Raw genomic sequence first — 19,508 nt, 5'->3', positions numbered from 1 at the left:
TGCTTTTCCGCCGTGAGTCACCCTGTCGTCACCGCCGTGCGGTCGGGGCAAGCGGCGCGGTCTGCCGCTCCTGCGAGGCTGTAATGGTTGGTTACAGATCTCCATTCGACTGATAGATGACCTTTCCCTTAAATTCAGCGGCGATTGATTGCATCTAAAAATTACAAAGCGACAGCAAGGAATAAAAACTCATGAAAATGCACAACAAAGCGCTGCTGGCCATCGCCTGCGCTGCGGCCCTGTCTGCCTGTGACAGCGAAAAAGCTGCCAACAGCATCGCCAAGCGGGTGCCACTGGCCCTGCCGGAGGCGGGTCTTTACCAAGCGAATCTGATGAGCCGCGATGGCGACAAGGCGACGCCGCGCATGATCAAGGATCTGGATGGTCTGGCGCTGGTCTACCCGAAGGGTCAAACCGTGCAGCACTGGGGTGTCTGGGTGGATCATCAGGTGGGCAAGGTCGAGACCAACAGCCAGTGGTTGGGTCAGGCTGACCAGAAAGCCGACAAAGACGGGATCTACCCGGTGCAGTTGATCCGCAACAGCGAGCGACTCGGCACCAGCACGGCGCTCAGCTCGGTGACCAACGACCACAACCTCATCACCTTCCAGGATCAGCCGGTCATCGATCTGCAGGGCAAGGAGATCAAGCGCTGGGTTTTTGATTTCACCCGGACCGGCACCAAGTTCTCCGACAACTCCCCCATCTATTCCGGTTTCAGCGGTCATGTGGCGGTGACGGCCCTGACCACCAAAGCGGTGACCACGGCCAGCTGGAGTGCCACGGACAGCGATGGCTTCAGCAGCGACATGGTGGGCAAGGTGGATACCACCAACAACGGCGGCAAGTTGACGGTAGCGATCGAGTTCCCGGCGGCAGGTTGTACGCTGGTGGGCGAGGGGAGTGCCACTGCCGGGTTGAGCAAGCTGACCATGACCGGGTTTGGCAAGTGCAACTTCAAGCAATCCGCTGCCGCCACGCCGATCGAAAACCTCTGGAATGCCGCTCTGGCCCGGGCGATGGATAACCGCGTCGCCTATGTCACCACCTTTACCACGGATGCCAAAAAAGAGGCGCTGGTCATCGGCTTCCCCGACACCAATGGCTTGCTGATCACCGCTGACAAGCGATAAGCAGCCCAACGGCAGGGGCGGGCAAACGCGCCTGAAACAACAAGGGAGCCAGTGGCTCCCTTGTTGTTTTCAACGCACGGTTTACAGCAGGAACAGGGTCGCCAGCCCGAGGAAGATAAAGAAGCCGCCGGTATCGGTGATGGCGGTGATCATCACGCTGGCACCGACTGCCGGGTCGCGGCCGAGGCGGGTCATGGTCATGGGGATAATGACCCCCATCAGCGCCGCCACCAGCAGGTTGAGCATCATGGCCAGGGTCATCACGGCGCCGAGCGCCGCATCCTGATAGAGCAGATAGGTGGCGATGCCCATGGTGCCGCCCCACACCAGCCCGTTGATAAAGGCGACGCCAAGTTCCCGTAGCAGCAGGAAGGAGAGGTTGCCTGCCTGAATGTGCTGCAGCGCCAGCGCCCGCACTATCATGGTGATGGTCTGGTTGCCGGTGTTGCCGCCGATCCCGGCGACGATGGGCATCAGGGCCGCCAGCGCCACCAGTTGGGAGATGGTGTGCTCGAACAGACCGATCACCCTCGAGGCGACAAAGGCGGTGCAGAGGTTGATGGCAAGCCAGGCCCAGCGGGTCTTGACCGCCTTGGAGACAGGGGCGAACACGTCTTCATCCTCGCTGATACCCCCCATCCGGCGCAGGTCGGTGTCACTCTCCTCATAGACCAGATCCACCACCTCTTCGACGGTGAGGCGGCCCATCAGCTTGCCCTTGCCATCCACTACGGCGGCGGAGAGCAGGTCATCCCGCTCGAAGGTGCGGGCCGCCGCTTCGTCGTTATCCTCCGGATCGAAGGTGACCGGATCACGCTCCATCACGTCGCTCACCAGGGTGGCGGGCTTGTGCAGCAGTACAGTGGTGAGGGCCAGCTCCCCCAGCAGGTGGTTGCGCCGATCGATGACGAACAGCTTGTCGGTGTTGGCGGGGATCTTGCCGCGCAGCCGCAGATAGCGCTGCACCGCGGCCAGACTCACCTCGGGGCGGATGGTGATGATCTCGAAGTCCATCATGGCGCCGACGGTGTGCTTGCCGTAGCGGATCACCTCCCGCACCCGATCCCGGTCGGCAGGGGCCATATAGGTGAGTAGCCGCCCCATCAGGTTGCGTGGCAGGTACTGGCCCAGATAGATCTGGTCGTCGATATCCAGGGTGCGCAGGGCGTGCAGCAGCTCCTTGTCGCTCATCCCGCTGATCAGGCTGTCCCACACCGTCTCCGACGCTTCGACCAGGATCTGGCCGCGTTTCTCCTCCTCCACCAGCGCCCACAGGGCATGACGCTCATCGGGCGGCAGCGACTCCAGCGCATCGGCGACGTCGGCGGCGGGCAACCCGTTGACCAGCGTGGTGAGTTCGCTGGTCTGATCGCGCTGCTCGGCATCCTGCACCACCTGCGGGTCGAGCAGGCTGTCGGTGAGGGCATCATCGCGCAGCAGCAGGGTGAGAATGCGGGATCTGTCATCCGCGCGCTGCCGGGCGCTGTTCTTGATGGGAAGAGACATGGGATGAATTCCTGAGATGGTAGCCAAGGGCTCAATGCCCATAGGATACCAGACTTAAAACAACAGGTTATGACCGTGATAGGAGAAGAGGGAGGTAAAAGTGAGGCCACCTGCTGGTGGCCTCATGGTGAGTTGCCGAGGATCCCTCAGGCGAGGGCTTGCTGGCGCTGTGGTGCCTCGCCAAACCAGGCGAGCCGGTCGGCAAGGGTCACCACGGATCCCACCATGATCAGGGCCGGGCTTTCGACCCCCACCGCCAGCGCGGGTAGCTCATCGAGAGTGCCGCGAATGACCCGCTGGCAGGGCTGGGTGCCGCGCTCGATCAGCGCCACCGGGGTGTTGCCCGCCTTGCCGTGGGCCAGCAGCTGCTCGCGGATGGTGGCGCAGGATGAGAGCCCCATATAGAAGACCAGCGTCTGCCGGTCTTTGGCCAGCAGCGGCCAGTCGAGATCCCGGGCGCCCCCCTTGCCGTGGGCGGTGACGAAACGCACGCTCTGGGCGTGATCGCGGTGAGTGAGCGGAATGCCGGCGTAGGCGGCGCAGCCGCTGGCCGCGGTGATCCCCGGCACCACCTGAAAACCGATGCCGCTGCCGACCAGCGTCTCCAGCTCCTCGCCGCCACGGCCGAAGATGAAGGGGTCGCCCCCCTTCAGCCGCACCACCCGTTGCCCCTTCTTCGCCTCCTCCAGCAAGAGCTGGTTGATCCCCTCCTGCGGCACGCAGTGGTTGCCCGCCTGCTTGCCGACGAAGATGCGCTTGGCATCTCGGCGCACCAGCGCCATCACCTCGTCGGAGACCAGTCGGTCATAGACCACCACGTCGGCCTGCTGCATCTGGCGCAGGGCGTGTAGGGTGAGCAGGCCCGGATCGCCGGGGCCAGCCCCCACCAGCACCACTTCGCCTCCGGTCTGGCTTTCATCGGCAAACAGGTTGTCGGCCAGCTGGTGGGCAGAGGCGCTATCGCCTCGCGCCAGCGCCTGACCGAGCCGATCCGCCCCGAGCAGCCGCTCCCAGAAGCGGCGCCGCTCCCCCATGCTGGCGAAGCGGGCCTTGACCCGCTCCCGCAGGCTGCCGGCAAAGGCCGCCACGGCCCCCAGATGTTGCGGCAGCATGGCTTCCAGTTTTTCCCGCAGCAGCCGGGCCAGCACCGGCGCCTTGCCGCCGGAGGAGATGGCCACCATCAGCGGCGAGCGATCGATGATCGACGGCATGATGAAGCTGGAGCGTTTCGGGTCATCTACCACGTTGGCAAAGATCCGCGCCTGATTGGCGCTCTGGTAGACCAGTGCATTCACCTCGCGCCGATCGGTGGCGGCCACCACCAGCCACTTGCCCGCCAGTTGCGCCGGTGCAAATTCACCGGCCAGCCACTCGATGCTCCCGTTGGCAGCCAGTTCCGCCAGCTCGGGGGCGAGCTCGGGCGCGACTACTGTGAGATGGGCACCGGCATCCAGCAGCAGGCGCGCCTTGCGTTCCGCTACCTCGCCGCCGCCGACCAGCAGCACGGGTTTGTTGTCGAGTCGGCAAAAGATGGGCAAGTAGTCCATGGGGCCTCCGGATCAGGCGGTTCGGGTCTGGTTGGCGGTGCTGGTGGTCTCGCTCACTGCAACCGGGCGCTCAGCCTTGGGGGTGGCATACCAGTAGCCGAGGCCCATAAAGAGGACGCCGGAGACGGTGTTGCCCAGGGTCACCCACAGCAGGTTGTGGCCGATGCCGCCTAGGGTGTAGGCCTCGGAGTGGGCGCCAAACCAGGAGAGGGCGAACAGGGTCATGTTGGCGATGGAGTGCTCGTAGCCGGAGGCGATAAAGGCCAGCAGGCACCACCAGATGGCGATGAAGCGGGCGGCCCCTTCGGTGCGCAGCGCCATCCAGATGGCGAGGCAGACCAGCCAGTTGCAGAGGATCCCTTTCATAAACAGGGTCAGCGCCGGTGCCTGGGTCTTGGCCAGCGCCACCTTGTGGGCCAGACTGCCCGCATCCGGCAGCAGGCTGCCGCCGTAGGAATAGATGAGCGCCACCACGATGGAGCCAATCAGGTTGCCGGCCCAGGTCTGCGGCAGGATGCGCAGCAGGTCGGCCATGGTGATCTTGCCGGTTTTCACCCCGAAGGTGAGGAACATGGTGTGGCCGGTGAACAGCTCGGAGCCGGCGATGATCACCAGCGTCAGGGCGATGCCGAAGGTGGCCCCCATCACCAGCGGTCGGATGCTCGGATCCACCAGATTGCCGAGGGTGAAGATCAGGATGATGCCGAGGCCCACATAGGCACCCGCCATGGCGGAGCTGAGCCAGAAGCCGAGCTTGTCGCTGCGCTCGAAGCGGTTGATGCGGGCCGCGTTGGCGGCGCACTTGTTGATGGTTTCCGTGTACATCTTGTGAGTCCTTGAAAGGGCTGCCCTCTGGCAGCCCGAAAGAGAGTGAATTTGGTTTTAGACGGCGACCCAGACCTGCTGGTCGCGCACGTCAACGGTGTAGCTTTGAACCGACATCGCCGGATTGTCGAAACAGTGGCCATCGCTCAGGCGAAAGCGCTGCTTCTTGAGCGGGCTGGCGACCCAGAGTTCACCGTCGTGTTCGCAGATCAGGCCCCGCGACAGCACGTTGGCGGCGAAGAAGGGATCCCGGTTGTCGATGGCGAACACCTCGGCCGCCGCGCTCGGGCGGAACAGGGCGATCTGACGACCCTCAATCAGAGCGCAGACGCCGGTGCCCGGCAGGATGTCGTTGAGTTGGCAGGCAAGTTTCATCGCTTAATCTCCACCTCGAGTTGGATGAACTGGCTATCGAGCAGTGCGCAAACGTCCATGCAGCCCGGCAGGATATCGTTGAGTTGGCAGGCAAGTTTCATCATTTGGTCTCCACCTCGATCTGGTAGACGGGGATGCGCTCGGCCGGGGTCGCCGGTCGGTGCTGGTCGCGCTCGGCGACGAACTGAACGTCCGGATCGCGCTTGTCGCTGTTGATGAAGTGGCTGAAGCGCTTGAGCGCCTCCTCTTCATTGAGGGTGCGCGACCATTCGCACTCGTAGCTGTCGATCAGGGTCTGGATATCGCGCTCCAGCGTGTCGGCCAGCCCCAGCTTGTCGTCGACGATCACCTCGCGCAGGTAGTCGACACCCCCTTCCAGATTGCCGAGCCAGACCGATGTGCGCTGCAGTTTGTCGGCGCTGGTGACGTAGAACATCATAAAGCGGTCGATCAGCTTGATGAGGGTTTCGCGGTCAAGGTCAGAAGCCAGCAGGTCGGCGTGGCGCGGCTTCATGCCGCCGTTGCCGCCCACATAGAGGTTCCAGCCCGCGTCGGTGGCGATGATGCCGACGTCCTTGCCCTGCGCTTCCGCACATTCACGGGTACAGCCAGAGACGCCGAACTTCATCTTGTGCGGGGTGCGAATGCCCTTGTAGCGGTTTTCGAGGAAGACCCCGAGGCCGACGCTGTCCTGTACGCCGAAGCGGCACCAGGTGCTGCCGACACAGGTCTTGGCCATGCGCAGCGCCTTGGCGTAGGCCTGACCGGTCTCGAAACCGGCCGCCAGCAGCTTGCGCCAGATGGCGGGCAGATCATCCTTCTGGGCCCCGAACAGGCCGATGCGCTGGGCGCCGGTGATCTTGGTGTAGAGCTTGTAGTCGCGGGCCACTTCGGCCACCGCCAGCAGCCCCTCCGGAGTCACTTCGCCACCGGCCATGCGCGGGATGACGGAGTAGCTGCCGTCCTTCTGCATGTTGCCGAGGAAGATGTCGTTGGTGTCCTGCAGCGGGATGTTGCGCGGGCTCAGCACATGCTCGTTCCAGCAGGAGGCGAGGATGGAACCTACGGTCGGTTTGCACACCTCGCAGCCATAGCCTTGGCCATGTTTGGCCAGCAGTTCGTCGAAGCTCTTGATCCCCTCCACCTTGACCAGATGGAACAGCTCCTGACGGGAGTGTTGGAAGTGGGCGCAGAGGTGGTTGTTGACCTCGATGCCCTGCTTCACCAGTTCGGCGTTGAGCACCTGACTGATGAGCGGCACGCAGCCGCCGCAGCCGGTACCGGCCTTGGTGTGCTGCTTGATGGCGGCCAGGGTGGTGTGACCCTCGGCCACCGCCTGAGCGATGTCGCCCTTGGAGACGTCGAAGCAGGAGCAGATCTGGGCGCTCTCCGGCAGGGCATCCACCCCCAGCGTCGGCTTGGCACCGGCGTAGGCGGGCAGGATCAGGGTATCCGGGTGGCTCGGCAGCGGCAGGGCGTTGAGCATCATCTGCAGCAGGTTGCCGTAATCGTCCACGTCGCCCACCAGCACGGCGCCGAGTAGGCGGCTGTTGTCTTCGCTCACCACGATCTTCTTGTAGACGCCAGCCTGATCGTCCTGGAACACATAGCTGTGGCTGCCCGGGGTGCGGCCATGGGCATCACCGATGGAGCCGACGGAGACGCCGAGCAGCTTGAGCTTGGCGCTCATGTCCGCCCCTTCGAAGCGGCTGTCGCCGCCGAGCAGATGGTCGACGGTGATCTGGGCCATCTTGTAGCCCGGCGCTACCAACCCGAAGAAGCGGCCCTGCCAGGCGGCGCACTCGCCGATGGCGTAGATGTCGGGGTCGGAGGTGAGGCAGTGATCGTCGATGACGATGCCGCCGCGCTCGGCGATGGCGAGATCACCGTAACGGCCCAACGTATCTTGCGGACGAATGCCGGTGGAGAAGACCACCACGTCCACTTCCAGCTGGCTGCCGTCGGCGAAGGCGAGGCGGTGTTTCGCCTGTTCGCCGCCGTGCATCAGGATCTCGCTGGTGCTCTTGCTGGTGTGTACCTGCACCCCCATGGATTCGATCTTGCGGCGCAGCAGCTGGCCGCCCTGACCGTCGAGCTGCTCGGCCATCAGCACAGGGGCAAATTCAACCACGTGGGTCTCGAGACCCAGCGCCTTGAGGGCACCGGCCGCTTCGAGGCCAAGCAGGCCGCCCCCGATCACCACCCCGCTCTTGCCACTCCTGGCGGCGCTGCGGATGGCTTTCAGATCCTCGATGGTGCGGTAGACGAAGCACTCGTGGTGCTGACTGCCCGCAATGGGCGGCACCCAGGGGTAGGAGCCGGTGGCCAGCACCAGCTTGTCGTACCCGACCACAGTGCCCTTGTTGGAGTGCACTTCGCGGTTGGCCCTGTCGATTTTTTTCACCGCTTCGCTGAGCAGCAGGCGGATGCCGTGCTTGTCGTAGAAACCGGGTTTGACGAGGGAGAGATCTTCGCTGGTGTGATGGGAGAAGTAGGAGGAGAGATGGACGCGATCGTAGGCGGGACGGGGTTCTGCACCGAAGACGGTGATCTCGTAGCGGCCGGCTCGGCCCGCTCGATCAACTCTTCGATGAAGCGGTGCCCCACCATGCCGTTGCCCACAACGACCAGTCTGACTTTGCTCATGATTGCCTCTAGTTTGGAGTAATAAAACATCATTCTGGGGCTAGGCTACCCAGTCAGTCGGGGCGGGCAATTGATGCAAATCAAGTGTCTATTTATATATCTCGTCAGGGGTAATTCGATAAAATTCAAAGATATACAAAAATAGGTATACCAGTTGAGAGTTTTGGTGCTGGGTGTGAGTGGGACATAGAGAGAAGGGGGCTGGGGCTTAAAATGCAAAACGCCCCCATTTCTGGAGGCGTTTTTTTACAAACAGAACTGCGCTTACAGAATAAAGCGGCTCAGATCCTCATCCTCGACAAGCGCACCGAGATGAGCGTTGACGTAGTCGGTGTCGATGACAAAGGTCTCGCCGGACTTCTCGGAGGCATCGTAGGAGATATCTTCCATCAGACGCTCCATCACGGTGTGCAGACGACGGGCTCCGATGTTCTCGGTACGCTCGTTGACCTGCCAGGCCGCTTCGGCCAGACGGCGGATGCCATCCTTGGTGAACTCGATATTGACCCCCTCGGTGGCCATCAGCGCCTTGTACTGATCGGTCAGGGAGGCGTTCGGTTCGGTCAGGATGCGCTCGAAGTCATCGGTGGTCAGCGCGGTCAGCTCGACCCGGATCGGCAGACGACCCTGCAGCTCGGGGATGAGATCGGACGGCTTGGCGATCTGGAAGGCGCCGGAGGCGACAAACAGGATGTGGTCGGTCTTGACCATGCCGTGCTTGGTGTTGACGGTGCAACCTTCAACCAGCGGCAGCAGGTCGCGCTGAACCCCTTCACGGGAGACATCGGGGCCCGAGCTCTCGCCGCGCTTACAGATCTTGTCGATCTCGTCGAGGAAGACGATGCCGTTGTTCTCGACCGCTGCGATCGCTTTCTGCTTCAGCTCTTCCGGATTGACCAGACGGGCCGCTTCCTCTTCGATCAGCGCCTTCATGGCCTCTTTGACCTTGATCTTGCGCTTCTTCTTCTGGTTCTGACCCAGGTTCTGGAACAGCCCCTGCAGCTGGTTGGCCATCTCTTCCATGCCCGGCGGGGTCATGATTTCGACGCCCATCGGGGAGGCGGAGAGCTCCAGCTCGATCTCTTTGTCATCCAGCTGACCTTCCCGCAGTTTCTTGCGGAAGATCTGGCGGGTGTTGGAGTTGTCGGCTTTCTCTTCCTCACCCCAGGTGTTGCGCGGGTTGGGCAGCAGAGCGTCGAGGATGCGCTCTTCGGCGGCTTCCTCGGCGCGGTATTTCATCTTCTCCATCTCGGTTTCGCGCACCAGCTTGATGGCGGCATCGGTCAGATCGCGGATGATGCTGTCCACTTCCTTGCCGACATAGCCCACTTCGGTGAACTTGGTCGCTTCCACCTTGATGAAGGGGGCGTTGGCCAGCTTGGCCAGACGACGGGCGATTTCGGTCTTGCCTACACCGGTCGGGCCGATCATCAGGATGTTTTTCGGGGTTACTTCATGGCGCATCTCTTCGTTGAGTTGCATCCGGCGCCAGCGGTTGCGCAGGGCAACGGCAACGGCGCGCTTGGCATCGGCCTGACCAATGATGTGTCTGTCCAGCTCGTGGACGATTTCTCTCGGGGTCATCTCGGACATGATGGTGTTCCTGTATCCGGGGTGGGCAGTGCCCACCCCTTGGGAAATTGGGTTGGCTGGCGGCCTTACTTGGCAGCGTAGTCCAGCACTTCGATGGTGTGGTTGCCGTTGGTGAAGACGCAGATGTCGCCCGCAATCTTGAGGGACTTCTCGACAATGGTCCTGGCATCCAGCTCGGTGTTTTCCAGCAGCGCGATGGCGGCGGACTGGGCGAAGTTGCCGCCGCTGCCGATGGCGATGAGATCGTGCTCCGGTTGCACCACGTCACCGTTGCCGGTGATGATGAAGGATTTGTGTTCGTCGGCCACGGCCAGCAGCGCTTCGAGGCGGCGCAGGGCGCGATCGGTGCGCCAATCTTTGGCCAGCGCCACGGCGGCGCGCTCCAGATTACCCTGATGGGCCTGCAGTTTTGCTTCGAAACGCTCGAGCAGGGTGAAGGCGTCGGCGGTACCGCCAGCGAAACCGGCCAGCACCTTGCCGTTATAGAGACGATGAACCTTGCGGGCGTTGCCCTTCATGACGGTGTTGCCAAGAGAGACCTGGCCATCGCCACCGATGACGACCTGACCGTTGCGGCGAACTGAAACTATGGTAGTCACTTTACTTACCTCGCTTGAGCCGAATGACGGCCTGACTGTGCATGGCAAGAAAGATGGGGATGGCAAACGGGCTTTTCAACCCTGCCTTTGGTCGGGATAAACGGGGTAGTAAAGAGCGTGGGTGCGAGTGACACCAAAAGAACAGGGCCGGGTGTTGCCACTCGGCCCTGCGTCATCGGTAAGCGGATTACCCTTTCTTGGGAATGCAGCCGCTGATGCCGGAGCTCTGCAGCTTGCTGTTGGCCGCGTCGGCGGCCGCCTTGCCGTTGAAGGGGCCCACCATCACCTTGTAGACGGTGCCGTTGGCGCCATTGATCACCTGCAGGCTGGAAGAGAGGCCGGCGGTGAAGGCGATACGCGCCTTGAGCGACTCTGCGGAATCCTGCGAGCGCAGGGCGGCGCACTGCATCATGTAGCGACCGCTGTCGGCGGCTGCGGTCTGGGCTGGCGGAGTGGCCGCTTTGGCCTTGGCCGCTTCGGCGCGTTCCCGTTCCAGCTCAGCACGGATCTCCCGCTCCATCCGTTCCCGTTCAGCCTTGCGGTCGATCACCTGCTCTTGCGCGCTGGCAACCGGTGCACCCGAGGTGGAAGGGGTGGTCGCCGGATTGGGCTGATAGGGCTTGGGCTGGCCGATAGGTGTTCCCGGTTGGGGAATGTCGGTCGGCACCGGCTGTGGCAGTTTTTCCGGTTGCAGGGTCATGGTATCTGCCGGTGGTGGCGGCAGCACACCCGGCTGGGTCGGCGGCTCTATGATATCGACCTGCTTGTTCTCAAGCCGTTCGATGTAGCTCCACTTCTCCTGAGGCAGCCCGTTATTCTGCGCTTTTGGCTTGTTGGCCTTTACCTGCTCCTCAATGGTGGGGGCGTCGTTGCCCTTGCCATTGATCATGTAAAGGAAGCCACCAAAGCCTGCCAGCAGTGCCACGACCAGCAGCACTGGAATAACAGGAAAGCGGCGAGGGGCCGCTTTCTTGGTATTGCGGCCACCCGCCCGACGTCGCGGGCGGCTGCCGACATAATCCCGGGTTGCCATCTATTACATGCGCTCCAGGGTATGGATGCCCAGTACGCCGAGGCCCAGTTTCAGCACCTTGGCGGTGGCGGCGCACAGCAGCAGACGGCTCTGACGGGTTGCTTCGTCCACGCCATCCTTGTTGATCGGGCAGGCTTCATAGAAGGTCATGAAGTTGCCGGACAACTCGTACAGGTAGGTACAGAGCAGGTGCGGCATCCCTTTGTCGGCCACGCCGTTGACCGCGTCGGAGAACTGGATCAGTTTCTGGGCCAGCACCTCTTCGGCCTCTTCGTTCAGAGTCACGTTGCCGGTCAGCGCCTCGGCATCGATGTTGGCCTTGCGGAAGATGGACTGGATACGGGTGTAGGCGTACTGCAGGTAAGGGGCAGTGTTGCCTTCAAAGGAGAGCATCAGATCCCAGTCGAAGATGTAGTCGGTAGTACGGTTCTTGGAGAGATCCGCATACTTGACTGCGCCCATGGCGATGGCATTGACCACATTGGCCTTCTCTTCGGCAGAGAGGTCGCTGTTGCGGCTCTCCAGCAGGGCGGCGGCGCGCTCTTCCGCTTCGTTCAGCAGATCAACCAGCTTGACGGTGCCACCGGAGCGGGTCTTGTAGGGACGGCCATCCTTGCCCAGCATCATGCCGAAGGCGTGGTGCTCGAGCGGCACGGATTCCGGCACATAACCCGCCTTGCGGGTGATGGTCCAGGCCTGCATCAGGTGCTGGTGCTGACGGGAGTCGATGAAGTACATGACACGGTCGGCGCCCAGCGTCTCGTAACGGTATTTGGCACAGGCGATGTCGGTGGTGGTGTAGAGGAAACCGCCATCGCTCTTCTGGATGATGACGCCCATGGCCTCGCCATCCTTGTTCTTGAACTCGTCCAGGAAGACAACGGTGGCGCCTTCGCTCTCGACCGCCAGCCCCTTGGCTTTCAGGTCTGCAACGATCTCCGGCAGCATGTCGTTGTACATGGACTCGCCCATGATGTCCTTGTTGGTCAGGGAGACATTCAGGCGGTCGTAGTTGATCTGGTTCTGTTCCATGGTCATGTCGACCAGCTTCTTCCACATGGTACGGCAGTACTCGTCGCCGCCCTGCAGCTTGACCACGTAGTTACGGGCGCGCTCGGCGAAGGCTTCGTCTTCGTCGTAGCAACGCTTGGCCTGGGTGTAGAAGGCTTCCAGATCCTTGAGCGCCATGTCACTGGCGTGTTCGTTGGACATCTTCTCCAGATAGGCGATCAGCATGCCGAACTGGGTACCCCAGTCACCGATGTGGTTGGCACGGATCACTTTGTGGCCGAGGAATTCCAGCGCGCGCGCGGCCACGTCACCGAGTACGGTGGAGCGGATGTGGTGCACCGCCATCTCTTTGGCCACGTTGGGGGCAGAGTAGTCCACCACCACGGTTTGTGGCGCGGGCAACCGTACGTTGGCGTTGGCAGAGGTCACCATGGCCTCGACCTGACCGGCCAGCCAGCGCTGGTCGAAGAAGAAGTTGATGAAGCCGGGGCCGGCGATCTCGACCTTGGCGATCAGGTCGGAGGCGGGCAGGTGCTCGATGATGGCCGCCGCCAGCTCACGGGGATTCTTGCGGGCCGGTTTGGCCAGCAGCATGGCCAGGTTGGTAGCCAGGTCGCCGTGAGCTTTTTCCTTGCATCGGTCTACTTGCACGCGGGCTTCCAGGTCCGCCGGCAGGACGCCTGCTGACTTGAGATTGGCTACCGTTTGTTCAAGTAGATGATGAATATGCTCTTTCATAACTGACCACCAAGGTTGCGCGTCGAAAAATGACTGATATATAAGGGCGTGAATTTTACCCGCATCGGCCCGAGAAAACTATAGGGATGACCCGCCGCTCGCTGTCGGGCGGATATTTCACTGCGTTTAGCGCCATATTCCAGAATATTGGGCGGAAATTACGGTGCTTATCCATTTCTACTGCATATCGAAGCGGCTTGTCCAGGCTATTTTCCCCTGATTGTTAAGGGTTTTTCCTTTCCGCTGACGGGAATGATCTCCTCCCTCTGGCCCGGCGTATCAACAGAGGTTCCCAACCGAGGAGTTTGCGATGCGACTGGCGCTGTTTCCCCTATCTGCCCACCTGCTGCCAGGCGGTGTCATGCCGCTGCGGATCTTCGAACCGAGATACCAGCGGATGATCGCCGAGGCGGGGGAGTCCGGCTTTGCCCTCTGCATGGTGGACCCTCGCCAGCCCGACGCCCTGCGCAACATGCTGCCCATCGCCACCCGGGTCACCATCATCGATTTCGACCGGCTGCCGGACGGCATGCTGGGGATCACGGTGCAGGGGGTGGAGCGGGTGCAGATAGAGGATCTGTGGCAGGAGCAGGATGGCCTGCGTATCGGCGAGGTGACGCCGCTGACGGCCTGGCCGCCCCGCCGGCTCCATCCCGATCAGCAACCACTGGTTGATGCGCTGCGGGAGGTGTTTGCCGACTATCCCGACTACGCCGCCCTCTATCCCGCCCCTCGCTGGGACGATGGCAACTGGGTGGCCCAGCGCTGGCTGGAGGTGCTGCCGATCCCCCCCGAACAGAAACAACTGCTGCTGGCCGCCGCCGACAATCAGCCCGCCATCGCCCTGCTCAAGGGGGTACTGGTGGCCAGCCACTGATTTTTTCTGACCCGCTGATCCGCCAGCGCCGCAGCGCCGTACCAGTCATCACCACAGCATGTTCGACAGCACACCAAAGGGATGGCGCAATGGCATATACTGGCCAACCACACTCGACCATACGCAGGACCTCGCCCGTGATGGATAACCCGGATGGCGACCTCAAATCTCTGCTGATCAGGGTGGCAGAGCAGGCCGACAAGGCTGCTTTTGCCCGCCTGTTCCAACACTTTGCGCCGCGCATTCGCAGCTACGGCCTGCGCCACCTCGGCAGCGAAGCCAACGCCATGGAGCTGGTGCAGGAGACCATGCTGCTGGTGTGGCAAAAGGCGCGCCTCTACCACCCCGAGAAGGGGGCGCCGACCACCTGGATCTACACCGTGATGCGCAACCAGTGCTTCGACATGCTGCGTCGTCGTCGCGCCAGCAAGGAGGATCTCTGTGCCGAGGAGCTGTGGCCCGTGCTGGAGTTTCAGGCCGAAGAGGAGCATCTGAGCGGCGGGGAAGATGCGGTGCTGACTCGTCAGATGGCCCACTATCTGGGTACCCTGCCGGAGCCGCAACAGCAGGTGGTGCGCGGCATCTATCTGCAGGAGTTCTCCCAGCAGGAGCTGGCGGAGCGCCTTGGCGTGCCGCTCGGTACCATCAAGTCCCGCCTCAGACTGGCGTTACAGAAATTGAAAGAGCAAGTGGAGCAAGGCCATGATTAAAGCCCATCCGACCGACCCTATGCTGCGTGCCTTTGCCGCCGACGAGCTCCCTCTGCCGCTGGCGGTAGGACTCTCCGCCCACTGCGAACTCTGCCCCGATTGTGCTGCCCGACTGAAGACATTCGAAGAGGAGCTGGCGCAACAATATCTTGCCTCGCCAGCGGAGCCCGAGCTGGACTCCCGCGATGACGTGGCGCTGGACGCCGGATTCGACGCCATGCTGGCGGATATTCTGGCCCAGCCGCTGGCAGAGCCCCTCTCCGAGCCAACACATGACCAGCCCCGAACGCAGCACGGTGAGCTGGAGGTGGCAGGTCACGCCTACCGTTTGCCACGGGTGCTGGCCCGCTATCGTTCGCCCAAGTGGCGCCATATCGGGGCCATTCGTCAGCATAGTTTGCCGCTGGACGAGATGGGGGCGCGCGCCAGCTTGCTCCATATCGAAGCGGGCGGCCGCATCCCCGAGCACACCCATCAGGGCTATGAACTGACTCTGCTGCTGGCTGGCAATATTCAGGATGGCGATACCCTTTACAAGGCGGGAGATTTCATCTGGCGCGATGCCAGCCACTCCCATAGCCCGCATACGCCCGATGGCTGCCTTTGCTACACGGTGCAGGATGCGCCGGTGCAGTTCACCAAGGGGCTGTCGCGGCTGCTGAATGGCATCAGCCAGCACCTCTACTGAGCACTATGACGCCATAGAAAAAGGGACCAGATTGGTCCCTTTTTTCATTTGATTGCTGGTTGCCGGTCAGGCGACAAACACCAGATAGACGGCGAATGCCACGATAAAGCGGTAGATGGCGAACGGGATAAAGTCGATGCGGCGTATCAATGTCAGGAAGGTTTGATCGCAAACATCGCTACCACGAAGGCGGTGATAAAGCCCACTGCAAACATCGGGAAGTCGGCCATCGAGAGGAAATCGCGGCTCTTGTAGAGATCAAGCCCGCTGGCCGCCACCATCATGGGCACCGCCATGATGAAGGAGAACTCGGCGGCGGCGTGACGGCTGATCCCCATCAGCATGCCACCACTGATGGTGGCGCCGGAGCGGGAGAAGCCGGGCCACAGGGCCAGACACTGGAACAGACCGATGCCGAACGCCTGCTTGTAGCTGATGTCATCCAGGGTTTCTGCTGTGACGGCCGGGCGGAACTTCTCGGCGATGATCAGCAGGATGCCCCCCGCGACCAGCGCGTACATTACGGTTTGTGGGCCAAACAGGTTGGCCTTGATCCAGCTGTGGATGGCCAGACCGACCACGATGGCGGGCATCATGCCGAGGATGACATGTACCAGCGACAGGGTGGCGTGATCCCGGGACGGCTTCTGGCCAAAGTGGATGCCAATCAGGCCAAACAGGCGACGCCAGAAGACGGCGACCACGGCGAGGATGGAGCCAAGCTGGATCACCACTTCGAAAGTGGCAGCCTTGGGCCCTTCAAAGCCCAGCAGATGGCCGACGATAATCATGTGGCCGGTGGAGGAGACGGGGAGGAACTCGGTCAGCCCCTCGACGACGCCCAGAATAAAGGCGACCAGCAGGCTATAAGTGTCAGTCATCGAACAAACAATCCTTAACTTCGTTGATGTAAAACGCCCCGGGAGGGTCTCGGGGCGGCTTATCTTGCTCGATAGTGACTGCTGAGGCTATGTAAAAATCATGAAACCTTTAAGTCAGTCGCGGATAAAGCGGTAGCGAGTCTGGTGGTGATAACGCTCGCCAGGCAGCAGCCAGGGGTTGCCTAGCTCGGGGCGATTGGGGCTGTCCGGTAGCTGTTGCGCCTCAAGACAGAAGCCGTCGTGATCCCGGTGCGACAGGCCGCTGCGGTTCGGGGTATTGGCCAGCCAGTTTCCGGTGTAGAACTGTAGCGAGGGCTGGTTGGTATAGACCTCCATCGCCAGCTGCTTGTCGCCAGAGACTATCCGAGCGGCCCATTCTGATGTCGGGCCGTTGAGCAGAAACGCATGATCGTACCCCTTGGCCTGTTGCTGCTGGGGATGGTTCAGCCAATCCTGGCCAATCAGGCGCTCGCGGCGCAGATCGAATGGCCCCTCCACCGGAGTGATGGCGATCGGCAAACCGATCGGGTCGGTCGGCAGGAAGTGGTCGGCATTGATGCTGATGAGGTGGTCACGGACATCTTCGCCATCGGTTTGCCCATCGAGATTGAAGTAGGCGTGGCTGGTAAGGCTGACCGGGGTCGCTGCATCTGTGCTGGCCACAAAATCGACCACCAGATCGCTCCGCTCCAGCCGGTACTCCAGGGTGACCCGCAGATTGCCGGGAAAGCCCTGATCCCCCGCCCGGGAGAGCAACGCCAGCTTGACCCGATCCGCCTCCAGCTCCCTGATTTGCCAGCGCTGGCGATGAAAGCCAGCCTGCCCGCCGTGCAGACAGTTGGGTGCCTGATTGGCATTCAGCGGCCAGCGCTGTCCATCACGCACCAGCTCGGCACCGCCGATGCGGTTGGCAAAGCGTCCTGCCACCGCGCCCAGCCACACCTGCTGGGTGGGATAGGTGTCGTCGGCACAGCCCAGCAGCACTTCACGCCGTTTGCCCGCCACCGGCAGGGTGAGGGAGGTGAGGGTGGCGCCGAAATCGAGGCCGCGCAGGCGCAGCCCCTCCTCGTTTTCCAGCTCGAATGGCGTCATGGCGCTGCTCATAGCTTGCCTGCACCGGCGCTGGCAGAGCAGACGTAGCAGTCAGCCTTGAGGCCGAAGCGGGTCGGATACTCGGCTTCAACCGCGGCGATCACCTCGGCCACTTTCTCCGGGCGCAGCAGGGCGACCACGCAGCCGCCGAAGCCGCCGCCGGTCATCCGCACGCCGCCATCTGTGCCGATCCTGGCCTTGATGATCTCCACCAGACCGTCGATGGCGGGCACTGTGATCTCGAAGTCATCGCGCATGGCGGCGTGCGACTCGGCCATCAGCTCGCCGAGACGGGTCAAATCGTGGCTCGCCAGTGCATCGGCCGCCGCCAGGGTGCGGGCGTTTTCACCGACGATGTGGCGGGCACGGCGGTAGCAAGCATCATCCAGCCCGGCCTTGCCCGCTTCCAGTCCGGTCAGATCGAGGTCGCGCAGCGCCTTGACCCCGTAGTGACGGGCGGCGGTCTCGCACTGCTGACGGCGGGTGTTGTATTCGCTGTCCACCAGACCCCGGCGCACGTTGGAGTTGACTATCAGCACCGCCAGATCGCTGGGCATCGGGATGAGGCGGGTCTCCAGCGAGCGGCAGTCGAGCAGCAGGGCATGATCGGTTTTGCCGCTGGCGGAGATCATCTGATCCATGATGCCGCAGTTGCAGCCGACGAACTTGTTCTCCGCCTGCTGACCGTTGAGGGCGATCTCGGCCTGGCTGATGTCGAGCCCCAGCGCCTCCTTGAAGGCCTGACCGATGGCCACTTCCAGCGAGGCAGAGGAGGAGAGCCCCGCCCCCTGCGGCACGTTGCCGGAGACCACCAGATCGAGGCCGCGCAGGGCATAACCGCGCTCCTGCAGATACTTCACCACGCCGCGGATGTAGTCGCTCCAGCGTTGGCTGGGGTGGTGCTCGATGGGCTGGTCGAGGTCGAACTGGTCGCGCTGGTTGTCGTAGTCGGCGGCGATCACCTGCACTTGTCGGTCATCGCGCAGGCCGATGGCAACGCAGGTCTCGTAGTCGATGGCGCAGGGCAGCACGAAGCCGTCGTTGTAGTCGGTATGTTCACCGATGAGGTTGACGCGGCCGGGGGCGCGTACCAGCAGATCGGGCGCTTTGGCAAATTGCTCGGCAAAAACGGTGCTGACGCGTTGGCTGGGGGTCATAGGGCCTCCTCATTGGTGTGGCTGGTCTGGGTGTAGTGAACGGGGCTCAGGGCACGCAGCCGCTCGGCAGCCTGCTCGGGTGTAAGGTCGCGCTGGGTTTCGGCCAGCATCTCGAAGCCGACCATAAATTTGCGCACGGTGGCGGAGCGCAGCAGCGGCGGATAGAAGTGGGCATGCAGTTGCCACGCCTCGGGGCAATCCGATTTGGGCGGTGCAAAGTGCCAGCCCATGGAGTAGGGGAAGCTGCACTCGAACAGGTTGTCGTAGCGGCTGGTGAGCTCCTTGAGCGCCACCGCCAGATCCTGTTGCTGGGCCTTGGTCAGATTGAGCATGGAGGGGACGTGCGCCTTGGGCAGCAGCAGGGTTTCGAACGGCCAGGCGGCCCAGAAGGGGACGATGGCAAGCCAGTGCTCGGTCTCTACCACGATGCGAGAGCGATCCGCCAGCTCCCGCTCCACATACTCCAGCAGCATGGGGCGGCCATGCTCGGCCAGCCAGTCACGCTGGTGCTGCTCTTCGCGGGCGATCTCGTTGGGCAGGAAGTCGCTGCCCCAGATCTGGCCGTGGGGGTGCGGGTTGGAGCAGCCCATGACGGCCCCTTTGTTTTCAAATACCTGCACCCACTCCCACTGGGCCGACAACTCGGCGACCTGATCCATCCAGGTGGTGATCACCCCCTCGATGGCGGGTAGCTGCAGCTCGGGCAGGGTCTTGCCGTGATCCGGCGAGAAGCAGATGACCCGGCTGGTGCCGCGGGCGGCCTCCAGTTTCAGCAGGGGATCGCTGGCGCTATCGGCGGCCGGGGTATCCTGCATCAGGGCGGCGAAGTCGTTGGTAAAAACGAAGGTGCCCTGATAGTCGGGGTTGATGTCGCCGGTGACCCGGGTGTTGCCCGCGCAGAGGAAACAGTCGGGATCGTGTGCCTGTTTGGGGGCCTGACTCACCTTCTCCACCTGTCCCTGCCAGGGGCGTTTGGCCCGATGGGGGGAGACCAGCACATACTGGCCGGTCAGCGGGTTGAAGCGGCGATGGGGATGATCGATGGGGTTGAACATCATCTCTCCTGAATAAGGTATTGAAAAATAGGGTCGTCTATT

The 19,508-nt window shown here is 62.4% G+C and carries 15 protein-coding genes and 2 pseudogenes; 4 read left to right on the top strand and 13 right to left on the bottom strand.

The window, feature by feature from the left end:
- Positions 1–191 precede the first annotated feature (191 nt).
- Positions 192–1,133: a hypothetical protein gene (locus tag ACTG2O_RS02745; protein WP_439975307.1), complete on the top strand. Its 942-nt coding sequence runs from the start codon at positions 192–194 to the stop codon at positions 1,131–1,133.
- Positions 1,134–1,214: 81 nt separating this feature from the next.
- Here the strand turns inward: ACTG2O_RS02745 and mgtE are convergent, their stop codons facing one another.
- From mgtE to argS, 9 genes and pseudogenes are all read right to left on the bottom strand, one after another.
- A complete protein-coding gene (mgtE, locus tag ACTG2O_RS02740) occupies positions 1,215–2,639 on the bottom strand; it encodes a magnesium transporter (protein ID WP_139746974.1) in 1,425 nt (474 codons plus the stop codon).
- A 146-nt stretch (positions 2,640–2,785) separates the two neighbouring features.
- Positions 2,786–4,186 carry a siroheme synthase CysG gene (gene cysG, locus ACTG2O_RS02735; protein ID WP_439975306.1) on the bottom strand — a complete coding sequence of 467 codons (1,401 nt, stop codon included), beginning with the start codon at positions 4,184–4,186 and terminating at the stop codon, positions 2,786–2,788.
- A gap of 12 nt (positions 4,187–4,198) precedes the next feature.
- On the bottom strand, positions 4,199–5,011 hold the full coding sequence (gene nirC / locus ACTG2O_RS02730; RefSeq protein WP_421303232.1) for a nitrite transporter NirC: 813 nt from the start codon (positions 5,009–5,011) through the stop codon (positions 4,199–4,201).
- Positions 5,012–5,068: 57 nt separating this feature from the next.
- Positions 5,069–5,386 carry a nitrite reductase small subunit NirD gene (gene nirD, locus ACTG2O_RS02725; RefSeq protein WP_439975305.1) on the bottom strand — a complete coding sequence of 106 codons (318 nt, stop codon included), beginning with the start codon at positions 5,384–5,386 and terminating at the stop codon, positions 5,069–5,071.
- Positions 5,387–5,486: 100 nt separating this feature from the next.
- Positions 5,487–8,032: pseudogene (gene nirB, locus ACTG2O_RS02720) on the bottom strand (nitrite reductase large subunit NirB).
- Positions 8,033–8,296: 264 nt separating this feature from the next.
- Complete coding sequence (gene hslU / locus ACTG2O_RS02715) at positions 8,297–9,625, bottom strand: HslU--HslV peptidase ATPase subunit (protein ID WP_005340773.1); 1,329 nt, start codon at positions 9,623–9,625, stop codon at positions 8,297–8,299.
- A 65-nt stretch (positions 9,626–9,690) separates the two neighbouring features.
- Entirely contained in the window at positions 9,691–10,224 is a 534-nt protein-coding gene (gene hslV / locus ACTG2O_RS02710) for an ATP-dependent protease subunit HslV (RefSeq protein ID WP_005342555.1), read from the bottom strand.
- 187 nt (positions 10,225–10,411) lie between these two features.
- The gene (locus tag ACTG2O_RS02705; RefSeq protein ID WP_005340771.1) at positions 10,412–11,257 is read right to left on the bottom strand and encodes an SPOR domain-containing protein; all 846 of its coding nucleotides are present in this window, start codon (positions 11,255–11,257) and stop codon (positions 10,412–10,414) included.
- Positions 11,258–11,260: 3 nt separating this feature from the next.
- The gene (gene argS, locus ACTG2O_RS02700; protein ID WP_179902918.1) at positions 11,261–13,006 is read right to left on the bottom strand and encodes an arginine--tRNA ligase; all 1,746 of its coding nucleotides are present in this window, start codon (positions 13,004–13,006) and stop codon (positions 11,261–11,263) included.
- Between the two features lie 310 nt (positions 13,007–13,316).
- On the opposite strand from argS, the gene ACTG2O_RS02695 reads away from it, so the two are divergent.
- From ACTG2O_RS02695 to ACTG2O_RS02685, 3 genes are all read left to right on the top strand, one after another.
- Positions 13,317–13,883 (top strand): LON peptidase substrate-binding domain-containing protein, encoded by a 567-nt coding sequence (locus ACTG2O_RS02695; protein ID WP_263085137.1) that lies wholly within the window; start codon positions 13,317–13,319, stop codon positions 13,881–13,883.
- A gap of 140 nt (positions 13,884–14,023) precedes the next feature.
- Positions 14,024–14,593 (top strand): sigma-70 family RNA polymerase sigma factor, encoded by a 570-nt coding sequence (locus ACTG2O_RS02690; protein WP_005355542.1) that lies wholly within the window; start codon positions 14,024–14,026, stop codon positions 14,591–14,593.
- Positions 14,586–15,281 (top strand): ChrR family anti-sigma-E factor, encoded by a 696-nt coding sequence (locus ACTG2O_RS02685; RefSeq protein WP_058059578.1) that lies wholly within the window; start codon positions 14,586–14,588, stop codon positions 15,279–15,281. Before ACTG2O_RS02690 ends, ACTG2O_RS02685 begins: the two co-directional genes overlap by 8 nt.
- Positions 15,282–15,347: 66 nt before the next feature.
- On the opposite strand, the pseudogene bacA reads toward ACTG2O_RS02685, so the two are convergent.
- The 4 genes and pseudogenes from bacA to ACTG2O_RS02665 form a co-directional block, all read right to left on the bottom strand.
- Positions 15,348–16,162, bottom strand: a pseudogene (gene bacA, locus ACTG2O_RS02680) (undecaprenyl-diphosphate phosphatase).
- A 114-nt stretch (positions 16,163–16,276) separates the two neighbouring features.
- Entirely contained in the window at positions 16,277–17,266 is a 990-nt protein-coding gene (gene galM / locus ACTG2O_RS02675; RefSeq protein ID WP_058059579.1) for a galactose-1-epimerase, read from the bottom strand.
- The gene (galK, locus tag ACTG2O_RS02670) at positions 17,263–18,411 is read right to left on the bottom strand and encodes a galactokinase (RefSeq protein ID WP_216956716.1); all 1,149 of its coding nucleotides are present in this window, start codon (positions 18,409–18,411) and stop codon (positions 17,263–17,265) included. The genes galM and galK overlap by 4 nt, the downstream gene beginning before the upstream one ends.
- Entirely contained in the window at positions 18,408–19,466 is a 1,059-nt protein-coding gene (locus tag ACTG2O_RS02665; protein WP_421269026.1) for a UDP-glucose--hexose-1-phosphate uridylyltransferase, read from the bottom strand. Before ACTG2O_RS02665 ends, galK begins: the two co-directional genes overlap by 4 nt.
- Positions 19,467–19,508: the final 42 nt, after the last annotated feature.

The sequence above is a fragment of the Aeromonas sp. 61P genome (assembly GCF_051919545.1).
In the GTDB taxonomy this organism is placed as follows: domain Bacteria; phylum Pseudomonadota; class Gammaproteobacteria; order Enterobacterales; family Aeromonadaceae; genus Aeromonas; species Aeromonas veronii.
This window is presented reverse-complemented; position numbering and strand designations above follow the sequence as displayed.